Source organism: Saccharospirillum alexandrii (assembly GCF_004000275.1).
Lineage (GTDB): Bacteria > Pseudomonadota > Gammaproteobacteria > Pseudomonadales > Natronospirillaceae > Saccharospirillum > Saccharospirillum alexandrii.
Genome location: NZ_RCIP01000003.1, coordinates 352,689 through 372,781 on the forward strand (window position 1 = coordinate 352,689; position 20,093 = coordinate 372,781).

14 protein-coding genes and 1 tRNA gene are annotated in these 20,093 nt (G+C 58.9%); 10 read left to right on the forward strand and 5 right to left on the reverse strand.

Going from position 1 to position 20,093, the window contains the following annotated elements:
- Nucleotides 1–17: 17 nt before the first annotated feature.
- The 3 genes from EP166_RS15265 to EP166_RS15275 form a co-directional block, all read right to left on the reverse strand.
- A complete protein-coding gene (locus tag EP166_RS15265) occupies nucleotides 18–1,847 on the reverse strand; it encodes a protein kinase domain-containing protein (protein WP_127558613.1) in 1,830 nt (609 codons plus the stop codon).
- Nucleotides 1,848–2,131: 284 nt separating this feature from the next.
- On the reverse strand, nucleotides 2,132–2,860 hold the full coding sequence (locus tag EP166_RS15270; protein WP_127558615.1) for a TrmH family RNA methyltransferase: 729 nt from the start codon (nucleotides 2,858–2,860) through the stop codon (nucleotides 2,132–2,134).
- Entirely contained in the window at nucleotides 2,857–4,494 is a 1,638-nt protein-coding gene (locus EP166_RS15275; protein WP_127558617.1) for an NAD(P)/FAD-dependent oxidoreductase, read from the reverse strand. The genes EP166_RS15270 and EP166_RS15275 overlap by 4 nt, the downstream gene beginning before the upstream one ends.
- Nucleotides 4,495–4,809: 315 nt before the next feature.
- Here EP166_RS15275 and rlmE point away from each other — a divergent pair, with 315 nt between their 5' ends.
- From rlmE to EP166_RS15315, 8 genes are all read left to right on the forward strand, one after another.
- The gene (rlmE, locus tag EP166_RS15280) at nucleotides 4,810–5,430 is read left to right on the forward strand and encodes a 23S rRNA (uridine(2552)-2'-O)-methyltransferase RlmE (RefSeq protein ID WP_127558619.1); all 621 of its coding nucleotides are present in this window, start codon (nucleotides 4,810–4,812) and stop codon (nucleotides 5,428–5,430) included.
- 533 nt (nucleotides 5,431–5,963) lie between these two features.
- Nucleotides 5,964–7,619 (forward strand): energy-dependent translational throttle protein EttA, encoded by a 1,656-nt coding sequence (gene ettA / locus EP166_RS15285; RefSeq protein ID WP_127558621.1) that lies wholly within the window; start codon nucleotides 5,964–5,966, stop codon nucleotides 7,617–7,619.
- A 78-nt stretch (nucleotides 7,620–7,697) separates the two neighbouring features.
- Nucleotides 7,698–9,674: a putative bifunctional diguanylate cyclase/phosphodiesterase gene (locus tag EP166_RS15290; protein ID WP_127558623.1), complete on the forward strand. Its 1,977-nt coding sequence runs from the start codon at nucleotides 7,698–7,700 to the stop codon at nucleotides 9,672–9,674.
- A 310-nt stretch (nucleotides 9,675–9,984) separates the two neighbouring features.
- Nucleotides 9,985–10,069 (forward strand) — tRNA-Leu (locus tag EP166_RS15295).
- A gap of 282 nt (nucleotides 10,070–10,351) precedes the next feature.
- The gene (locus EP166_RS15300) at nucleotides 10,352–11,428 is read left to right on the forward strand and encodes a PfkB family carbohydrate kinase (RefSeq protein ID WP_127558625.1); all 1,077 of its coding nucleotides are present in this window, start codon (nucleotides 10,352–10,354) and stop codon (nucleotides 11,426–11,428) included.
- Nucleotides 11,425–12,336: a pseudouridine-5'-phosphate glycosidase gene (locus EP166_RS15305; protein WP_127558627.1), complete on the forward strand. Its 912-nt coding sequence runs from the start codon at nucleotides 11,425–11,427 to the stop codon at nucleotides 12,334–12,336. Before EP166_RS15300 ends, EP166_RS15305 begins: the two co-directional genes overlap by 4 nt.
- A 364-nt stretch (nucleotides 12,337–12,700) precedes the next feature.
- Nucleotides 12,701–13,393 carry a substrate-binding periplasmic protein gene (locus tag EP166_RS15310; RefSeq protein ID WP_164743964.1) on the forward strand — a complete coding sequence of 231 codons (693 nt, stop codon included), beginning with the start codon at nucleotides 12,701–12,703 and terminating at the stop codon, nucleotides 13,391–13,393.
- A 23-nt stretch (nucleotides 13,394–13,416) separates the two neighbouring features.
- Nucleotides 13,417–13,992, forward strand: a complete 576-nt coding sequence (locus EP166_RS15315; protein ID WP_127558631.1) for a DUF7482 domain-containing protein — start codon at nucleotides 13,417–13,419, stop codon at nucleotides 13,990–13,992.
- On the opposite strand, the gene gcvT is transcribed toward EP166_RS15315, so the two are convergent.
- Both gcvT and EP166_RS15325 read right to left on the reverse strand, forming a co-directional pair.
- Nucleotides 13,980–15,107, reverse strand: a complete 1,128-nt coding sequence (gene gcvT / locus EP166_RS15320) for a glycine cleavage system aminomethyltransferase GcvT (protein ID WP_127558633.1) — start codon at nucleotides 15,105–15,107, stop codon at nucleotides 13,980–13,982. The genes EP166_RS15315 and gcvT overlap by 13 nt on opposite strands.
- Nucleotides 15,108–15,638: 531 nt before the next feature.
- A complete protein-coding gene (locus tag EP166_RS15325) occupies nucleotides 15,639–16,232 on the reverse strand; it encodes a helix-turn-helix domain-containing protein (protein WP_246026321.1) in 594 nt (197 codons plus the stop codon).
- 340 nt (nucleotides 16,233–16,572) lie between these two features.
- Between EP166_RS15325 and gcvH the strand changes: the two genes are divergently transcribed.
- Both gcvH and gcvP read left to right on the forward strand, forming a co-directional pair.
- A complete protein-coding gene (gene gcvH, locus EP166_RS15330; RefSeq protein ID WP_127558635.1) occupies nucleotides 16,573–16,968 on the forward strand; it encodes a glycine cleavage system protein GcvH in 396 nt (131 codons plus the stop codon).
- A 214-nt stretch (nucleotides 16,969–17,182) separates the two neighbouring features.
- On the forward strand, nucleotides 17,183–20,062 hold the full coding sequence (gene gcvP, locus EP166_RS15335) for an aminomethyl-transferring glycine dehydrogenase (protein ID WP_246026312.1): 2,880 nt from the start codon (nucleotides 17,183–17,185) through the stop codon (nucleotides 20,060–20,062).
- Nucleotides 20,063–20,093: the final 31 nt, after the last annotated feature.

A 20,093-nucleotide genomic window follows, 5' to 3' on the forward strand; every position in this document is an offset into this window, starting at 1 on the left:
AACGCCTGGCAACTAATCTAAGTAACCAACTGGGTGTCCCTGGGGTTGCGGGGAGCATACCGGGCCGGTAACTGGTCGATGTGGTCGAAGGTGCGGGGGTCTTTGTAGGGCAGTTTCATGAAACCGCGCAGGCCGAGGCCCTGGATGTCTTTTACGGCGGCCAGCATTCGGTTTAGGTGGTTGCGGAAGTTTTCTTCCTGGCTGGCGTCGAGCAGGCGGTAGTAGTTGTGGATTTTGAGGTTGCGCGGCAACACTTCGAAGATGATGCAGCCGGTGTGGTGAATGCGGTCGAGGGCTTCGATCTCGTCCATGATGGAAGGGGGCAGGGTCAGGTATTCGTCCGGGTCGCGGCCGTCTTCGAAGTAGGAGTGCATGCGTTCGGTGTCTTCGCCCTGGGGCGCTGGCGTCACCAGGTAGGGGATGCGCAGGCTTTTTGGGGGTATGAAGGCATCGGTTTCACGGCGGCGGTCGAGGTGGAGGGTGTCGCGGGCGTTGTACATCACCGCCTTGAAGGTGCCCTGGCGGTAGACGCCGCGCGCGAGGTTGACCATGTTGTTGACCGACTGGTGGAACGAGCGGCGCAGTTCCGGGTTGTGCAGGCTGAAGGCGGATTCGATGCGAACACCCTCGGCGTGCCATTTCACCGCCAGGCCGCCGACGATGGGGTAACGGCCGAGTCGGCTGACGGCGGCGACGAAGGCTTTTTCGGTTTCGCCCATGCCTTGCAGGTAGTTTTTGTAGTATTTGTCGAGTTGTTCGTCTTCAACATCCATCAGGGTGTCGTCGGGGTTTTCCTGACGCAGGAAGGACTTGCGCGAGCTGTAGACGGCGGTGTCGACTTCGCGGTGGCGCTCGCTAACCCACACCGGAATCATCGGTGCCAGGTCGTCGGCTGGGGCCATGGCGACGATGTGTCGCATGCGGGTCATGTGGCCGAGGAAGTAGTTGCCAGCCAGTTGGCGCTGGCCGGTGTCGTCGTCCATCATCGCCGCCAGCACCCGGGCAAATTCGATCGGCAAGCCGAGCGCCTGGGGTGTGATGACTTTGCGCCCGAAGCGGCAGCCCTGGCCTGAGGCGAGGGCATACAGGGTGGCGGCGGTGCCTTGTTCGTCGAACCGGGGGGATGAGAGGCCGCCGTTCAGTTGTTCGTCGCCAATGAAGTACACATCGCCGAGTTTGGCGTTGGTGTGTTGCAGGTCGGACGACATGAGGTCCATCACGCTGTTGGAGATGAACTGATGGTCGGCATCGAGCTGGGAGAAAACCGATGAGCCCCAGTCGATCAGTTGCACCTGTTCGGTGGCCGGGTCGAAGACGAGGTTGCTGGGTTTGATGTCGCCGTGGACGATGGGTCGCCACTGGCCCTGGGCATCGGTTCGGGTGCGCAGGTAACGCAGCAGGTCGGCTAGCTGGGCGGCGATGTTCAGAATCAGTTGCGGGGGCAGCCGCCCGGCTTTGAGGCCGTAGTCGTCGAGGTCGAGCCCCGGGGCGCGGGTCATCACCAGAATGGCCTGTTTGCCGACGCGCACGAAGTCTTTGACCCGGGGGATTTGCGGGTGGTCGAGCAGGGATTGCAGGTCACTTTCTTCTTCGAGCCGGTCTTGAACGTGCTGGGGCAGGTTGATGCGCGAGAATTTGAACACCAAATCAACCCCGGTGCGGGTTTTGCCACCAAACACGAAGCCGAAGGCGCCCTTCCCGATCAGTTCGATGTCCTGATACCCCAGCCGCTCCAGCTGACGCATGCAGAGCTTGATCCAGGCTTTGAGCTTGGCGGCGTCCTGATGCGAGAGCAAATAGATGCTTTGCTCTTCAGGGATGTAAAAGTGCTTGAGGCTGTGCTCCACCGGCGGGCTCCTGTCAGGTAAACCCAGTTTGGCTAATCATGGCTGGAGTTTCCAGCGCCGTGGTCGTGCCATGAGTCAGTAATTCGCGAGGGTAAGTTGGTTCGGTGGTTGTTTTGACTTTGGTGGCTGTCGGACTATCGGGTACTCCTACTGGAGGCACGCCGTAAATCCTTCCATGGAGGCTCGCTGCCCGCATCCCTGCGGTCAGACGACCTCCAGTAGGAGCACCCGACAGTCCTTCGATCATCTGCGGTTACATTGACGCGAATTTCTGACTCAAGGCACTAATTCTGGTGGCGTACCCGCTCATACACACAAAGATTAACTGCGGATGCAAGATTCAACGATTCTATGGCACCGGAGCCTGGGATGGTGAAAGCCATGGCGTTCAGGTCGGTTAGCGCTTCGCGGGGGACGCCTCGCGCTTCGTTACCGAAGACGTAGCAGTCGGCTGATTTAAAGCTGGGGCTTGTGAGTGGTTCGCCGCTCATATCCAGGCTGGCAATGTTTGAGTAACGCCCGGCCAGACTCTCCAGTGGCACATCCAACTCCATCGGCACATGAAAAATCGCCCCCATGCTGGCGCGCACCACTTTGGGGTTGTAGGGGTCGACGCTGCCGGGGCTGAGCAGGCAGCGGAAACCACCGAACCAGGCCAGGGTACGCAGTATGGTGCCCAGGTTGCCCGGGTCCTGAATTTCGTGGAGGTAGAGGGCGGTGTCGGTTTGGGAGGCGGCAGGCGTAGGCGCAACGGGTACGACGGCGATGATGCCCTGGGGCGTTTTGGTGTCGCTGATCTGCGCCATTTTCTTGCTGCTGATCAGTTGGGTGCGCAGCGGGCTTTGCCAGTTTTCGTACGCTTCCGTGACCAGCAGTTCGGCCTGGCGCAAGGCCGGTTGCTGTTCGGCAGCGCGTTGCAGTTCGAGCACCAGGTGTTCGCCTTCAACCAGGTAGTGACCGAATTGGTTGCGGTATTTTTTCTGGTGCAGTTTTTTGATGTCGTCGAGTTTCACGCCGGCACACCTGTTTCGGCACCCGCATCAGCCAACATGGCCAGTGCGAGGGCTTCGGCGACTTTAATGCCGTCGACCCCGGCCGAAAGAATGCCGCCCGCGTAGCCTGCCCCTTCGCCCGCCGGGTAGAGACCGCGGGTGTTGATGCTTTGCAGGGTGGCGTTGTCGCGCTTGATGCGGATCGGCGATGAGGTGCGGGTTTCGATGCCGGTGAGAATGGCGTCGTCTCGATCAAACCCTCGAATCTGTTTGCCGAAGGCAGGCAGGGCTTCGCGGATCGCGTCGATGGCGTAGGCCGGTAGCGAGGGGGCCAGGTCGCCGAGTTTGATGCCGGGTTGGTAGGAAGGTTCTACCTCGCCCAGGGTATTCGATGGGGTACTGCGAATGAAATCGCCAACCAGTTGGGCCGGGGCGCAATAATCTTTGCCACCCAGTTCGTAGGCTGTGGATTCGAGTTGCTCCTGCAGTTCCACACCGGCGAGCGGGCCACCCGGGAAGTCCTGTTCGGGGCTGATGCCGACGACAATGCCTGAGTTGGCGTTGCGTTCGTTGCGCGAATACTGGCTCATGCCGTTGGTGACCACCCGGCCGGGTTCGGAGGTGGCGGCGACTACAGTGCCGCCCGGGCACATGCAGAAGCTGTAGACGGCGCGACCGTTTTTGGCGTGGTGCACGAGTTTATAGTCGGCGGCACCGAGTTCAGGGTGGCCAGCGTATTTGCCGAGTCGGGCGGTGTCGATCAGCGATTGCGGGTGCTCTATGCGAAAGCCGATGGCGAAAGGTTTGGCTTCGACGTAAACGCCTTGTTTGTGCAGCATGCGGAAAGTATCACGCGCGCTGTGGCCGAGAGCCATGATGACGTAGCGGCTGGCGATGTGTTCGCCGTTTTCCAGGGTGACGCCGGTTGTCCGGCCATTATCCAGCGTCACCTCGGTGACTTTGCTTTCAAACCGAATCTCACCCCCCAGGGCAATGATCTCTTCACGCATTTTGGCAACCACGCCGGTCAGCCGGAAGGTGCCAATGTGGGGTTTGCTGACGAACAGAATTTCTTCCGGCGCGCCGGCCCGCACGAATTCGTGCATGACTTTGCGGCCATAGAATTTCGGGTCTTTAATCTGGCTGTACAATTTGCCATCGGAGAACAGCCCTGCCCCACCCTCGCCAAACTGGACGTTCGATTCCGGCGACAATTCATGCTTGCGCCACAGGGCCCAGGTGTCTTTGGTGCGACGGCGGACGTCTTTACCGCGTTCCAGAACGATGGGTTTGAAACCCATTTGCGCGAGGATCAGGGCGGCGAACAGGCCGCAGGGGCCGAAACCGATGACGACGGGGCGCTCAGTGATACTGTTCGGCGCTCGGGCGACCGGGTAATAGGCGGTATCGGGTGCCGGGCGAACGTGTTGGTCGTCGGTGAAGCGTTCGAGCACTGAGGCTTCGTCGCGCACTTCGAGGTCGACGATGTAGACGAATTTGATTTCCGAGTTCTTCTTGCGCGCATCGTAGCTGCGCTTGAACACGCTGAACGAGAGCAGATCGGCGTCGGTCAGTTTCAGGCGGTCGACTATGGCCGGGCGCATTGCTTCTGGCGGGTGGTCGAGTGGTAAGGCAAGTTCATTCACACGAATCATACGAATTCCTGGTCGGTGACCCCGACATGGTGGAGGTTTGGTGGCTTTGGTCCGCGTTGGCTACCGGTGGTGCTTCTGCGGGGTCGGCGTAGATCCATCCATGGAGCCTAGGCCGAAACATCCATGTTTCGGACTACCCCGCAGAAGCACCACCGGCATCCGACGCTCACACTGTGCAAACGCCGAGACTTAGGTGCCTAATAACGCAGAATTATACGCGTCGGGCTGGGTTGTGTCAGTGCTGTGGTTTTACGCCCTGCCCGGCCACAGCGTACAATGGCGGCTTATTCGATGAATCATCACGGTTAATTGGCTATGGCCCGATCCAAAAGCAGCAGTCGGTGGCTCGAAGAGCATGTAAACGACCCCTTCGTGAAACAGGCGCAGATCGACGGTTACCGCTCGCGTGCGAGCTATAAACTGCTGGAAATCAACACCAAAGACAAACTGATCCACCCGAACATGCTGGTGATGGACCTGGGCTCGGCGCCCGGGGGCTGGTCGCAGGTGTCGGCCAAGCTGGTGGGTCACAAGGGCCGGGTGATCGCGTCGGACATTCTGCCGATGGATTCCATCGCGGGCGTGGAGTTCATTCAGGGTGATTTCACTGAAGAAGCCGTGTTCGATGAGATTATGGCCACGCTGGATGGCACCCTGGCCGATGTGGTCATCTCCGACATGGCACCCAACATCAGCGGTGTGGACGTAGCCGACCAGGCGTCGTCGATGTATCTGGTCGAGCTGGCGCTCGATATGGCGCGGCAGGTACTCAAGCCGAAGGGCAGCTTTGTGGCCAAGGTTTTCCACGGCGAAGGCTACGATGAGTACGTGAAAGACCTGCGAACGTCGTTCGACAAAGTGGTGATTCGCAAACCGGATTCTTCACGGGCCCGATCTCGGGAAGTGTATGTGGTTGGCAAGGGCTTTAAGGGGTAAGTTAGTCACAAGTTCCGGAGTTCGAGGTTGTTTGGTTGCCAATAATCCGTATCAGCCACCGGGCATACCTCTCCGGGGTCGGCGTAAACCCTTCCATGGGGCCTAGATCGCAGCATCCTTGCTGCGAACTTCCCCGGAGAGGTATGCCCGGCACCTGATACTTAACGTGTCGCGAACTCCGAAACTTGAGTTTGAGGTGACAAGCGCCTCCCCAATCAAGCAGCAGACGTAACTTTCTCGCCTAGACTCCTGAATGTCTACCTTAAATATTTTCCTATTCACACGACTACAAATAACCCGACCTTTCCAAAGCGGGGCCTTTTCAATACTCTAGCGACACTCAAAATACTCACGTTGCGGTGTTGGCAACCAGCTAAGTGCCAGGTACCGGGTGTACCTGTCCGGGGAAGTCTGAGGCATGGATGCCGAAGCCTAGCCCCCAGGGACGGGTTTACGGCGACCCCGGACAGGTATACCCGGTGCCTGGCACGAACTCACAGCAACAACCAGAAACGAACCCAAAAGGTGAACCGGTGGCTCAATACGTTTTTACTATGAACCGCGTCGGCAAGGTTGTACCGCCGAAAGAACAGATTTTGAAAGACATCTCTTTGTCTTTTTTCCCGGGGGCGAAGATCGGGGTGCTCGGCCTGAATGGCTCGGGTAAGTCTACCCTGCTGCGTATTATGGCCGGGGTTGATAAGGATTACCTGGGTGAGGCGCGGCCTCAGCCAGACCTGAACATTGGTTATTTACCGCAGGAACCGGAGCTGGACGAGTCGAAGACGGTACGCGAGACCGTTGAAGAGTCGCTGGCGCATTTGAAGGATGCCCAGGTTCAGTTGGAGGCTGTGTATGCCGCCTATGCCGAGCCGGATGCGGACTTTGACAAGCTGGCGGCGGAGCAGCAGAGGCTGGAGAACATTCTGGCGGCGGCCGATGGCCATAACCTGGAAAACCGGCTGGAAATCGCGGCCGATGCGCTGCGTCTGCCGCCCTGGGATGCGCCGGTGAAGAACCTCTCCGGGGGTGAGCGTCGCCGTGTGGCCTTGTGTCGCCTGTTGCTTTCCAGCCCCGACATGCTGCTGCTCGATGAGCCAACCAACCACCTGGATGCCGAGTCGGTAGCCTGGCTGGAGCGCTTTCTGCACGAGTTTACCGGCACCGTGGTGGCCATTACCCACGACCGCTACTTCCTCGACAATGTCGCCGGCTGGATTCTCGAACTGGACCGTGGCCACGGCATTCCGTTCGAAGGCAACTACAGCCAGTGGCTGGAGAACAAGGAAAAGCGGCTGGAGATGGAATCCAAGCAGCAGCAATCTCATGAGAAGGCCGTTAAAGCCGAGCTGGAGTGGGTTCGCCAGAACGCCAAGGGGCGCCAGGCCAAGTCGAAGGCGCGTTTGCGTCAGTTTGAGGAGCTCAGCTCACGTGAGTTCCAGACGCGCAACGAGACCAACGAAATCTACATTCCACCTGGCCCGCGCCTGGGCGATAAGGTGATTGAGGTTGAGGGAGTCTCCAAAACCTACAACGGCAACCTGCTGTATGAAGACCTCAATTTCACCGTGCCACCGGGTGCCATTGTCGGCATTATCGGTGGTAACGGTGCCGGTAAGTCGACCCTGTTCCGGATGATCGCCGGGCAGGAAACGCCGGATTCGGGTGAGATTACCGTTGGCGAAACCGTCGATCTGGCGTTTGTTGGCCAGATGCGCGAGCTGGACGACAGCAAAACGGCCTGGGAAGAAATTTCCGACGGCCAGGATATGATTTCCGTAAACGGCTACGAGATTCCCTCGCGGGCCTACCTCGGCCGCTTCAACTTCAAAGGCAACAGCCAGCAGAAGTATGTGAAGCAGCTGTCGGGCGGTGAGCGTAACCGTTTGTTTTTGGCCAAACTGCTGAAGCAGGGCGGCAACGTGTTGTTGCTTGACGAACCGACCAACGATCTGGACGTTGAAACCCTGCGCGCACTGGAAGAAGCCATTCTGGCCTTCCCGGGTGCGGTAATGGTGATTTCGCACGATCGCTGGTTCCTCGACCGGGTCGCGACCCACATTCTGGCCTTTGAAGGCGATTCCAAAGCGGTGTTCTTTGAAGGCAACTTCACCGAATACGATGCCGATTACCACAAGCGGACCGGTAACCAGGGCCCGAAACGCATCAAATACAAACGCATCAAGTAAGCGTATGTTATAAAAGCCGGGCTCAGTCACGCACCGTGATCTGAGCCTGTCTGTCCCGCCCGCATTACGAGGAAGACCATGAGCTCAAAGACCGGCCCACTGACCGGCCAGAAAACCCCGCTGGCAAAAAAACTCGGCCTTTTGGTCGGCCTTGGCTTCTGTTCCGGTGTGTTACTGGCCATCGCGGTCTGGTTGCTGAGCCTGAACATTCCGATGATCAGCGGCATGATGGGGCTGCTCTGCACCATCGGTAGCCTGGCGTTACTGGTGGCTACGTTTCGGGTGTATGCGGCCATCTCGCTTTCACTGGCGCAGAACGACCAGAAACATCTGCAAAATGCGCTGATTCAGGCCAAAGACATGCTCGACACCAGCAAGCAGCTGCGCGACGACCATGTGCTGCTGCAGAGCGTGTACAACAACCTGACCTTCCCGGTCTGGCTGAAAGACCGCTTTGGGCGTTATCTGGTGGTGAACAACACTCTGACCAACCACTGGTGCGATGGTGTGGATGCCAAAGGAAAAACCGATGCCGATGTGCTGAACGCCCAACTGGCCGACGTCTTTATGGCGTCGGACGAACAGGCGCTGAACACCGGCCGCCACCAGGTGCTGGAACTGAAAATGGACCTGACCGGCCAGCCTTCTCGCTGGTACCGGATTGAGCGCCACCCATTGGTCGGCGAGAACGATGCGATTGTCGGTATTCTGGGCTTTGCCATCGACATTACCGGGTACAAGGTATCGGATGAGCGCTTGCGGGCGGATCAACTGATCGACCCGGTAACCGAATTTGCCAACCAGCAGGGCTTGCGCCATTTTATCGATGAACACGACGAAGAGATCGACGATCTCTGGTGCCTGCATGTCGATATCGATCACTTTAAAGTATTGAACGACAGCATGGGCAACGCTGCGGGTGATCAATTGCTGACGCAGTTGTCACAGCGCCTGAAACACCACAGTGACGAGGAAGACTTCCTGGCCCGCGTCGGTGCCGATGAGTTCGTGCTGTTCTGGTACGGCACCGAGGTGCATTCCGATGATGATCGCGATGAGCGCCTGAAAGACCTGCACCTGCAATTGAATCAGCCGTTTTCCATTGGCGAGAGCAGTTACAGCTTTACTGTCTCGATCGGTGCGGCGCGCGCCCCCGGCCATGGCCTGACGGCGAACGAGCTGCACCAGAACGCGGGCATTGCGCTGTTCAACGCCAAGAAAAAGGGCCGCAACCAGGTGCACTGGTACCACAGCGATTATGAAGACCAGGCTCAGCGCCGGCTGCACAAGGCGCAAATGCTGAAGAACGCGTTGAAACAACAGGACCTGGAAGTTCACCTGCAGCCGCGCATTGATTCGCGCACCGGGGAGATTCTGGCGCTGGAGTGTCTGGCACGCCTGCAGGGTGAAACCGGCGATCTGATTTACCCGGGGCATTTCATCGAGCTGGCCGAGCACAACGGTTCGATTCGGGAACTGGACCGCTGGATGCTGGAACAGGCGCTGTTGCTGATATCCCGCCAATTGAACGAGGGCGCGCACCCGGTGGTGCTGGGTGTGAACCTGAGCGTACAAAGCATTAATGAGGATACGCTGCGCTACCTGACGGCCTGGCATGCTCGCAAGCCGGATGCACTGCGTTATCTGGAAATCGAGATTACCGAACACCACCTTCCGGACCAGAACGATGACTTCCGCCAGCGCCTGGAAGCGCTGGATGCTCTCGGCATTGTGTTGGCACTGGACGACTTTGGTTCCGGCTATGCCAACCTGTCGAAACTGCCGGACTTGCCGTTCCGGATCATCAAGCTCGACCAGAGTTTTATTCGGGACCTGCCCAATTCGGAGAAACAGATGGCGGTGGTTAAGGCGATTGTCGATCTGTGCAATTCGCTGTCGATTACCGTGGTGGCCGAAGGCGTCGAGACCGAGGAAGAACTCAATGCGGTCTCCAAACTGGGCTGCCATTACATTCAGGGCTTCGTCTATTCCAAGCCGCGCGCCCTGGCCGATGCCATCGAATGGTTTGAGCAGCGCCAGATGGCTCGTCAGTAGGCTGTGGCATTGGTCCGCAACGGTTGCCGGGGGTGCCTCTGTGGGGTCGGCGTAGATCCATCCATGGAGCCTAGGCCACATGATATGAATCCCCTCCATGGGATTCACCCTTCGGGCTCGCTTCGCTCATGCTAAAACGCTCCCGGCGTTTTAGTCCATGTTGTGGACTACCCCACAGAGGCACCCCCGACAACCGCCGCTAGTCTCCGTAGCCTGGGTTCGCTGTCACTCAAAACCTTTTCAGCTATTGCGCGGCCGTGACGAATTCATTACCATGCCGCTCCCTGGCTGGGGCTCCCCGGTCAGTTTTGCGGACGTGGTGGAATTGGTAGACACGCCAGATTTAGGTTCTGGTGCCGTAAGGTGTGAGAGTTCGAGTCTCTCCGTCCGCACCATTCGAAGTCAGTTACTCCCTTTCTATTTAATCGCTCAGCGCCTAGCCTGGCTCAGCTGTGCTTTTCGTTTGTCTGTGATATCTGCGGTTCATCGTAAGAGGCCAGTCCCCTGGGCGACAGGAAGCAGAACCAACCACCGCTTCTGACCACTCCATCACTGACTCGGATACTCCCCGTCGCCCACAGAGTGGCCTCCCACAAAACCAACCCTTGCAATCTCCCTAGGCATGAAGGCACAATTCACACTTGTTATTTAATTAACATTTGTTAATCAGGCCGACAATGACCGATATTGAACAGCAACTTCTCGCCGCCATCCGCGCCACCCCTATGGCCACCCAGCAACAACTGGCCGACCAGTTGGGGCTAAGCCGTGAATCGGTGGCCGGGCATATTATGCGGTTGACACGACAGGGGGTGATTCTGGGCAAGGGGTATTTGCTGCCCGATCAGGACCGGATTGTGGTACTTGGGGGCGCCAATGTGGATCTGACCGGCCGCTGCCACTCGGCTTACCGCCCTGGAGATTCCAACCCGGGCAGTCTGTCGCAAAGCGCCGGAGGGGTTGGCCGCAACATTGCCGAGAATCTGGCGCACCTGGGCCACGATGTCACGCTGATCACGCTGCTTGGCAATGACACCAATGGCGATTGGCTGCACCAGCGCATTGCGGCCGCCGGTATTCGCACCGATGGCCTGTTGCGCCACCCCAGCTTGCCAACCAGTACCTACCTGGCGATGAACGATCACCAGGGTCAGCTTATTGGTGCCCTCGCGGATATGGGCATTGCCGAGGCACTGACGCCCGAGATACTGGCGCCGGTGCGCTCGACGCTGGTGGCGGCTGATGCCGTAGTGGTAGAAGCCAATGTACCGGAGGCGACGCTGGCCTGGCTGGCCACCCTGCCGCTGAAAGGCAGGCTCTACGCCGATGCTGTCTCTACGGCCAAGGCGCCTCGCCTGCAGCCCCTATTGCCGCACCTCAAAGTACTTAAGGTTAACCGCTCTGAAGCTTCGGCTTTGCTGGGCGAAGCCAGCTACGAGCCGGAAACACTGGCGCGCCGGTTGCTGGAACGGGGCGTTAACACCGTAGCCCTGAGCCTGGGTCGCGATGGCCTGATGCTTTGTACCGACCAGCAACACCACCGCCAGGGCATTTACCCGACCCACATCGCCAGCGATACCGGTGCCGGCGATGCCCTCGTTGCCGGGCTGATTCACGCCGACCGGGCGCACTGGGAACTGTCACACAAAGCAGCGTTTAGCCTCGGCTGTGCTGGCCTGACGCTGGAATCGAGCGGTGCCAACCACCCGCACCTTACCGAAACAACTGTTAATCAATGGATACTCGACCGATGAATAGCTACCTGGACATCAAACCTGAAGTGGCGGACGCTCTGGCCAATGGCCTGCCCGTTGTTGCACTGGAAAGCACCATAATCTCCCACGGCATGCCTTGGCCGGATAACGCCACGACCGCCAAGGAAGTGGAACAGATTATTCGCGATGCCGGTGCCGTACCAGCCACCATCGCCATCATCAACGGCCGTCTCAAGGCCGGTTTGACCAGTGACGAAATTGATACGCTGGCGAAAGCCGGGCAAAGCGTTGCAAAATGCTCCCGCCGTGATCTGCCTTATGTGGTCGCCCGCGGTGAGCACGGTGCAACGACCGTAGCAGCGACCATGATCATTGCCGATATGGCTGGCATTCGGGTGTTTGCCACCGGCGGCATCGGTGGTGTGCATCGCGGCGCCCAGCAGAGCTTTGACATCTCGGCCGACCTGCAGGAGCTGGCGCATACGTCCGTTGCCGTTGTCTGCGCCGGTGCCAAATCGATTCTCGACCTGGGGCTGACCCGTGAGTACCTGGAAACCCAGGGCGTTCCGGTGCTGGGCTACCAGACCGATTCGCTGCCCGCCTTCTACACCCGCACCAGCGAGCACAGTGTCGATTACCGGCTCGACAGCGACAGCGACATTGCAGCCTTTTTGAACGCCAAATGGGGCATGAAACTGAACGGCGGCGTGGTGATAGCGAACCCGATTCCCGAAGCCTACGCCATGGACCCAGCCAAGATTCAGCAGGCCATTGAACAGGCGCTTGCAGAATCGGTCGAACAGGGCATCAGCGGCAAAGAATCGACGCCCTTCCTGCTGGCTCGTGTAGCCGAACTGACGGGCGGCGACAGCCTGGCCAGCAACATTCAACTGGTGTTCAACAACGCCCGCCTGGCGGCCGGCATTGCGCGTGAGTTAATCGCCTGAGCGATCCCTCTTGCTGAACACCAGGCCTGTTGATGAGCCCCCGCTTTGATCACACGATCAAACCGGGGGCTTTTTTTGTCAATTCCTATCAAACTGCGCCCATATCCCGAATAGCGGTTGCACTAGGCCGCGCGGCTGGCTAGTTTATTGCTACGAACAAAGCCATCATTCATGCGACGCGGTCTTTCACCTCGTCGCTGCTCCAAAGCAGTGCACGGCCCTTTCCGGCGAGCACCCAATGGAGACCAGGGATCGGAATGTGCTGTAGCGGACGGGAAGTCGTTAACTCCAATAAACAGAAAAGGTTAACGTTTCAATGCAGACCCACCCCCTGGTTCGACGGCTCGCCCTAGTGTGCGCCTGTATGCTTCCGGCGACTTTGTTTGCCGAAGACTTTCCACGCATCAACCTCTACACTGAAAATTACGGTACTTTCAATTACAGCCTGACCGGCGCTGCCTACGAACACGATATTGAAGACATTGGCGGCACAGCCACCGAGATTGTCGAGAAGCTATTCAACGAGGCCGGTATCGACTTCAAATTGCGTCTGCGCACCTGGTCGGTTGCCTATGAACGCGCGGTTGAACGCCCCAACTACGGCGTTTTCTCTACCGGGCGCACTGAATCGCGGGAAGACCTGTTCGAATGGGTGGGCCCGGTCGGTCAGTACAGCTGGATTTTACTGGCAAGAGAAGGCAACAACCTGAACATCAATCGCCTGGAAGATATTCGCGGATTGCGCATCGGCGGCTATGAGGGCGATGCAGCGACGACCTTTCTGCAGGAACAGGGCTATGAAGTCTCCACCCTGCCGAACGAGTCACTCAACGCCCAACGCCTGGCCAATGACCTGATTGATGTATGGATCACCTCAGATATCAATGGCTACAAAGTTGCGGAAGAAAGCGGCTACCCGGAAGTCGAGGAAGCCTTTCGCATTCGTACCGTCGATTTATACCTGGCAATGAACCCGGAAACCGACCCACGCGTCATCAATGCCTTGAATTCGGCCTATGATGCACTGATTGCCCGGGGCGAAATCACCTTCGATTGAACGGCTTTCATAAGGGGGAGCGTATGCGTTGTCGTCTGATCCCGCTGGTTCTGATCACTCTGTTGACCGGTTGCAGCGCCTTGCAACCTTCGGGGTCGGCGGTACCGGCGGTTTCCTCACCATCGATTACGCTGCCACTGGTCGCCAGTTGGTACAACGGCAAGGTGTATTATTACGTCACCACCGATGTCTGGCCCAGAACCATGGCCATCGCCAAGGGCGCCAACTTTACGCCCCGCTTTCGCGATGCCATTCCACCCCGACCCAAACCACCCGGGCTGAAGACCATTCTGGAACGGATCTACGCCTTTCCGGACGGTGAGCAAATCAACATCATTCCGTCAGCCCCGGAGCCCATTGGCCCGACCAGCAACAACCGACCCTACAGCCCTGTGTGGCAGATGGTGGAAGTGCGCTGGCTGATGCCAGAACACCAGCAAGAGCTTAAGTCGGAAGCCGAACTGCTCGATGCAGAAGCAGAAGGCTGGGTAGCACTGACGGTGACCGAGGCTATTGTGAACTGCGCGGTGGTCGCCGATGCCGAGGGTAACCGGCTGCCAGGCAGCCAGTTACACGGTTTACCCGCTCAGCCGCGGTAGTAGCGCTGCTCGACAAACGGCATGCGGCTGACGGTCATCGGCAAGCGCTTGCCCCGCACCTCGGCAAACACTTCGGTATCGAGTGCGCTGTAGGCCGTCTCGACGTACCCCATGGCGATCGATGCCTCGGCGCTCGGCCCAAAGGTGCCGCTGGTCACGACGCCAATACGATCGCCTTCGGCACTGAACAGTTCCGTGCCTTCCCGCACCGGTGCCCGGCCCGTTCCGACCAGCCCTACCCGCTTGCGCTGCCAGTCTTTGTTCGCGATCTGCGCCAGAATCACCTCAGCCCCCAGAAAGCCGCCCGGGCGCTCGCCATCGGCACGGCGCGGCTTGCTGATTGCCCAGATCAGGCTGCCTTCGAGCGGTGTGGTGGTGGCATCAATATCGTGCCCATACAAGCAGAGACCACTTTCCAGACGCAGTGAATCCCGCGCGCCCAGGCCGATCAGTTCGACTTCAGGCTCGGCCAGAATGCGCCGGACCAGACGGTCGGCATCGGCCGCCGGAATGGAGATTTCATAGCCGTCTTCACCGGTATAGCCACTGCGCGAGACATAGCACTCCACGCCATCGAGCGTCAGCTGCCAGTTATCCATAAACACCATTCTGGCGACGGCCGGTTCATACCGCGCCAGCACCTCTACCGCTTTCGGCCCCTGCAAAGCGACCAGCGCCCGGTCGTCGAGCCGCTCCAGCGTGACACCGTTGCCCAGCTGGGCCTCCAGGTGAGCAATATCGGCTTCCTTGCAGGCCGCATTCACGACCAGGTACAGACAATCTTCATAGCGGGTGACCATCAGGTCATCCAGAATACCGCCGGTCTCGCTGGTAAAAATGGCATACCGCTGCTTGCCCACAGGCAAATCGACAATGTCGACCGGCACCAGTTTCTCAAGCTCGGCCGCTGCCTGTTCACCATGCAATTTCAACTGACCCATGTGCGAGACATCAAACAACCCGGCAGCAGACCGGGTATGCAGGTGCTCCTGCTTCACCCCAAGCGGGTACTGCACAGGCATGGAATACCCGGCAAACGGCACCATACGGGCACCCATTTCAATATGCAGGTCAGTCAGCGGGGTGGTGTTCAGGGAGTCTGTATTGTCAGTCATTAGTCACCTGTTAGCGTGTAAGCAGACCCGAAGTCTACTCTGAAAAAATGGCGTGACCGGCATAATGCAACAACAAAACCTTGTTTCCAATAAGAAACATGAGGGAATGGTTCAGTTTCGTGCCACGGTTCGGAGTTCGGGTTTGCTTTTGTGCCAGGAGTCCGTGGCAGGCACCGGGTATACCTATCTGGGGTCGGCGTAAACCCATCCATGGGGCCTAGACTTCGGCATCCATGCCTCAGACTTCCCCAGATAGGTATACCCGGTACCCGCCACTCATCTTGGTGCGCGAACTCTTAAACATTTGCTCAACACGTCGAGTCTTGCCCAGTAAGCCTTGAATTCCTTAACCAGACCAGCTTTGGACGGTGGGTATAGGGTTGGCGGGGCGTCGGTCCCCATGGATGGGGACCGCCGAGCTTACACGGACGTACTTGCAGCGACCCGCCAAGCCTATACCCACTGGCCAAAGCGACTTCTGCCACAGGCTTCAATTTAACCACTCTTAAAGCAACCACCAAACCAAACCCGCTAGGCCGTCACCCACAACACCTCGGCATCCTGCTCGCTGGTTGAGACCAGGGCATGCCCCATGGTGCAGTCGTAATAGGCTGAATCGCCTTCGCTGAGGGTGACGGGTTCGTAGAATTCGGTGTAGAACAGGAGGGTGCCTGAGAGGACATAAAGGAATTCTTCGCCTTCGTGGCGGATCCAGTCACTGAACTCGTCGAACGTGCGGGTGTGGACCCGGGTGCGGAACGGCACCATCTTTTTCTGGGTCAGTTGGGTGGCCAACAGTTCGTGTTCGTAGGTGGGCGTTGGGTGGGGTTTGCCCTCGCCTTTGCGGGTGATGTCGCGGCGGCCACCGGCGCTGGCGCCAGTGCGGGGCTGGGCGAACAGTTGGGGGATATCGATGCCCAGGCCGTGAACCAGCTTGTTGACGGCGCTGAACGTCGGTGAAATTTGCTCGTTTTCGATTTTCGACAATGTCGAGCGGGCCAGCCCGGTGCGCTTGCTGGCTTCTTCGAGCGTCAGGTTCTGGCTCAGACGAATGGCGCGTACGCGCTGGCCCAGTTGCAGCGGCTCGAGCGTGGCTTCGGTCGCGCTCTTGCGGGCGACGCGCATGGCCTTGGATTCACCTTCATAGGCGGTACCCTGCTTGAGGAAAAGAGGTTCGTCTGGCATGCGTATCGCGGCTCGCTGGGTGTGGGTGATCACGGGTAATGGCGTCGAGTATCGCACAGGCTTACCGGGCAGGGAACGGCCATTCCCTGATGACCGCCCCTTGTTTCCTATAAGAAATATTTGTTGTTTTCGTGAAAGGCCATTGCTACCCTTTGTGCGTATAGTAACGGCAACCCAGACTACGGTACCCGGGTTCCCAACCAGAACCGGCGCCCGCGCCGGTTTCGTGTTTCTGGGCGTGCCAAACCTGACTTTCAGATCAACTTTTAAGGACACTCCGATGACCGCCATCCCAACCGAACTGCGATACGCGAAAAGCCACGAGTGGGTGCGCGACAACGGCGATGGCACCCTGACCGTGGGCATCACCGACCATGCTCAAACACAGCTCGGTGACGTAGTGTTTGTAGAGTTGCCCGAAGTAGGCCAGGAACTGAGCGCCGGAGGCGAAGTCGCGGTGATTGAATCGGTCAAAGCCGCAAGCGACATCTACAGCCCGGTATCGGGCACTATCACCAGCGTGAACGACCAGTTGGAAGACGCACCCGAGACCATCAACGAAGACTGCTACGAAGCTGGCTGGATTTTCACGCTGACCCCCAGTGATGACACCGAACTGGATGCCCTGCTGACTGCGGATCAATACCAGGCAAGTACGACAGCTTCCGAGGCTTAATCCAGTTTAGTTCGGTTGGGTGCCGTTAGCCCGTTTCAGGTACCGGGTATACCGCTCCAGGGTCGGCGTAAACCCGTCCATGGGGCCTAGACCGCAGCATCCCTGCTGCGGACTACCCTGGATCGGTATACCCGGCACCTGACACTTAGTTCGCTGCCAATTTCAATAACCGTGTTAACAAAACCTTTTGCCAAACAACTTTTGAGGCTCCGCCATGAACGCCAAGTTGCCGCTCACTCAAAAACCCCTCGCCCAACTGGTGGGCGCCAGCTTTACCCAGCGCCATATCGGGCCGGATGCGGCTGAACAGGCTGCCATGCTGACTACTCTGGGGCTGGCCAACGTCAGTGACCTGATCGATCAAACGGTGCCGGGTGCCATTCGCCTGCAACGGCCCCTGGCCGTTGAACCGGGCTTGAGTGAAGTTGAGGCGCTGGCTGAACTGAAGCGGATCGCCAGTCAGAACCAGGTGTTTCGCTCTTACATTGGCCAGGGGTATTACGACACCCAGTTGCCGGCGGTGATTGTGCGTAACGTGCTGGAAAACCCGGCCTGGTACACCGCCTATACGCCTTACCAGCCAGAGATCTCGCAAGGCCGGTTGGAGTCGCTGCTTAACTTTCAGCAAATCATAATGGATTTAACCGGGCTGGATCTGGCCAATGCCTCCCTGCTCGATGAAGCCACGGCCGCTGCCGAAGCGATGACCCTGTGCCAGCGCGCCAACCGTCGTTGCAAGAGCAATGTCTTTTTTGTTGCCGATGATGTGCACCCGCAAACCTTGGCCGTATTGGCAACCCGGGCCGAGCACTTTGGGTTCGAGCTGGTGGTGGCGCCAGCTGAGCAAATTAGCGAACACGCCCCCTTTGGCGCTCTGTTCCAATACCCCGGTACCGATGGCCGGATTGCTGATTTGGGTACCTTGATTTCGAACGCCAAGGCCCAGGGCGCCATGGTTGCCGTTGCCAGCGATTTGCTGGCGCTGATGGTGTTGAAATCGCCGGGTGAACTGGGCGCAGACATTGTGTTGGGGTCAGCCCAGCGCTTTGGTGTGCCGATGGGCTATGGCGGCCCACATGCGGCGTTCTTTGCCGCCCGTGAAGACCTGAAACGCCAGGTGCCGGGCCGGATCATTGGGGTGTCGGTCGACAGCCGCGGCAACACCGCCCTGCGCATGGCCATGCAAACGCGCGAACAGCACATTCGCCGTGAAAAGGCGACGTCTAACATCTGTACGGCTCAGGCGCTGCTGGCCAATCTGGCGGCGTTTTATGCCGTTTATCATGGCCCCGAGGGTCTGAAGACCATCGCTGAGCGAGTGCATCGTCTGACCGGCATTCTGGCGCTGGGACTGCAGAAGCATGGCATTGAAGTGCCCACGTCTTTCTTCGATACGCTGACGCTCAGCGGTTTCGATGCCAGCGTGCATGAGCGTGCCCGCAGCAAGTCGCTCAACCTGCGTGACTTCAGCGATGGCCGCATCGGCATCAGCCTGGATGAAACCACGACCGAGGCCGATTTGCTCGACTTGTTCTCGGTGTTCCTCGGCGACGACCACGGTCTGAACATTGCGGAACTCGACGCCCAATTGCTCGCTGAAACCAAGCTGGGCATCAACCCGGCCCAGCGCCGCACCGATGCGGTACTGACCCACCCGGTATTCAACCGCTACCACAGCGAAACCGAGATGCTGCGCTACATTCGCTCGCTGGAAAACAAGGATTACTCGCTGGTGCATGGCATGATCCCGCTCGGCTCCTGCACCATGAAGCTGAACGCCACTGCTGAGATGATTCCGGTGACCTGGCCGGAGTTTGCCAAACTGCACCCCTTCGCACCGGTCGAGCAGGCCCAGGGCTATGCCCGCCTATTGGCCGATCTGGAGCGGGATTTGGCGGAGATCACCGGTTATGACGCCATTTCGCTGCAACCGAACTCCGGTGCCCAGGGTGAATACGCGGGCTTGCTGGCGATTCGTCGCTATCAGCAGGCCAATGGCGAGGGCCAGCGCACGGTCTGTCTGATTCCCGCGTCAGCGCACGGCACCAACCCGGCGTCGGCCGCGATGATGAGCATGGATGTGGTGATCGTGAACTGCGACGATGAGGGCAATGTCGATCTTGATGACCTCCGTGCCAAGGCGGAAGCGGCCGGTGACCGTCTCTCGGCCTGCATGATCACCTACCCGTCAACGCACGGGGTGTATGAGGAAGGCGTGCGCGAGCTGTGCGATATCGTTCACCAGTTCGGTGGCCAGGTGTATCTCGATGGCGCTAACCTGAACGCTCAGGTCGGCCTGACCCAGCCCGGCTTCATCGGCTCGGACGTCTCGCACCTGAACCTGCACAAGACGTTTGCCATCCCGCACGGCGGCGGTGGCCCGGGCATGGGGCCGATTGGCGTGAAAGCGCATCTGGCGCCCTATCTGCCGGGCCATTGCACGACGGAAGGCACAGGCGCGGTCTCCGCTGCGCCCTATGGTTCGGCTGGCATTCTGCCGATCACCTGGATGTACAACCGCATGCTGGGTCGCGATGGCCTGCGCGAGTCGTCAGAGATTGCCATACTGAACGCCAATTACATTGCCAAGCGCTTGGAAGACGATTACTCGGTGCTGTATCGGGGTCGTAACGGTCGTGTCGCTCACGAGTGCATTCTGGATATTCGGCCGTTAAAAGCCGAGACCGGTATCACCGAGGAAGACATCGCCAAACGTCTGATGGATTATGGTTTCCACGCCCCGACCATGAGTTTCCCGGTGCCGGGTACGCTGATGATCGAGCCGACCGAGTCGGAATCCCAGGCGGAGCTGGATCGCTTCATCGAAGCCATGCAAGGCATTCGGGCGGAAATCGAAGCGGTTAAGAGCGGCCAGTACAGCGAAGACCACAGCCCGCTGCGCCTGGCGCCTCACACCCAGCAAGACCTGGTCGGCGACTGGGACAGACCCTACAGCCGGGAGCAGGCGGTGTTCCCGACCGCGGCCACCCGCGCGGCCAAGTTCTGGCCGGCGGTCAACCGGGTCGACAACGTACATGGCGACCGCAACTTCATGTGCAGTTGCCCGGGAACCGACAGCTATCGAGTCTCGTAACGCGCATAGAAGGGCATAACCGGGCGGCTGC

Coding starts and splice junctions, on each gene's coding strand:
- EP166_RS15275 (WP_127558617.1), bottom strand. CDS start 4,494: ATGATTCGTGTGAATGAACTTGCCTTACCACTCGACCACCCGCCAGAA.
- EP166_RS15290 (WP_127558623.1), top strand. CDS start 7,698: ATGAGCTCAAAGACCGGCCCACTGACCGGCCAGAAAACCCCGCTGGCA.
- rlmE (WP_127558619.1), top strand. CDS start 4,810: ATGGCCCGATCCAAAAGCAGCAGTCGGTGGCTCGAAGAGCATGTAAAC.
- EP166_RS15300 (WP_127558625.1), top strand. CDS start 10,352: ATGACCGATATTGAACAGCAACTTCTCGCCGCCATCCGCGCCACCCCT.
- EP166_RS15315 (WP_127558631.1), top strand. CDS start 13,417: ATGCGTTGTCGTCTGATCCCGCTGGTTCTGATCACTCTGTTGACCGGT.
- gcvT (WP_127558633.1), bottom strand. CDS start 15,107: ATGACTGACAATACAGACTCCCTGAACACCACCCCGCTGACTGACCTG.
- EP166_RS15325 (WP_246026321.1), bottom strand. CDS start 16,232: ATGCGCGTCGCCCGCAAGAGCGCGACCGAAGCCACGCTCGAGCCGCTG.
- EP166_RS15310 (WP_164743964.1), top strand. CDS start 12,701: ATGCTTCCGGCGACTTTGTTTGCCGAAGACTTTCCACGCATCAACCTC.
- gcvP (WP_246026312.1), top strand. CDS start 17,183: ATGAACGCCAAGTTGCCGCTCACTCAAAAACCCCTCGCCCAACTGGTG.
- EP166_RS15305 (WP_127558627.1), top strand. CDS start 11,425: ATGAATAGCTACCTGGACATCAAACCTGAAGTGGCGGACGCTCTGGCC.
- gcvH (WP_127558635.1), top strand. CDS start 16,573: ATGACCGCCATCCCAACCGAACTGCGATACGCGAAAAGCCACGAGTGG.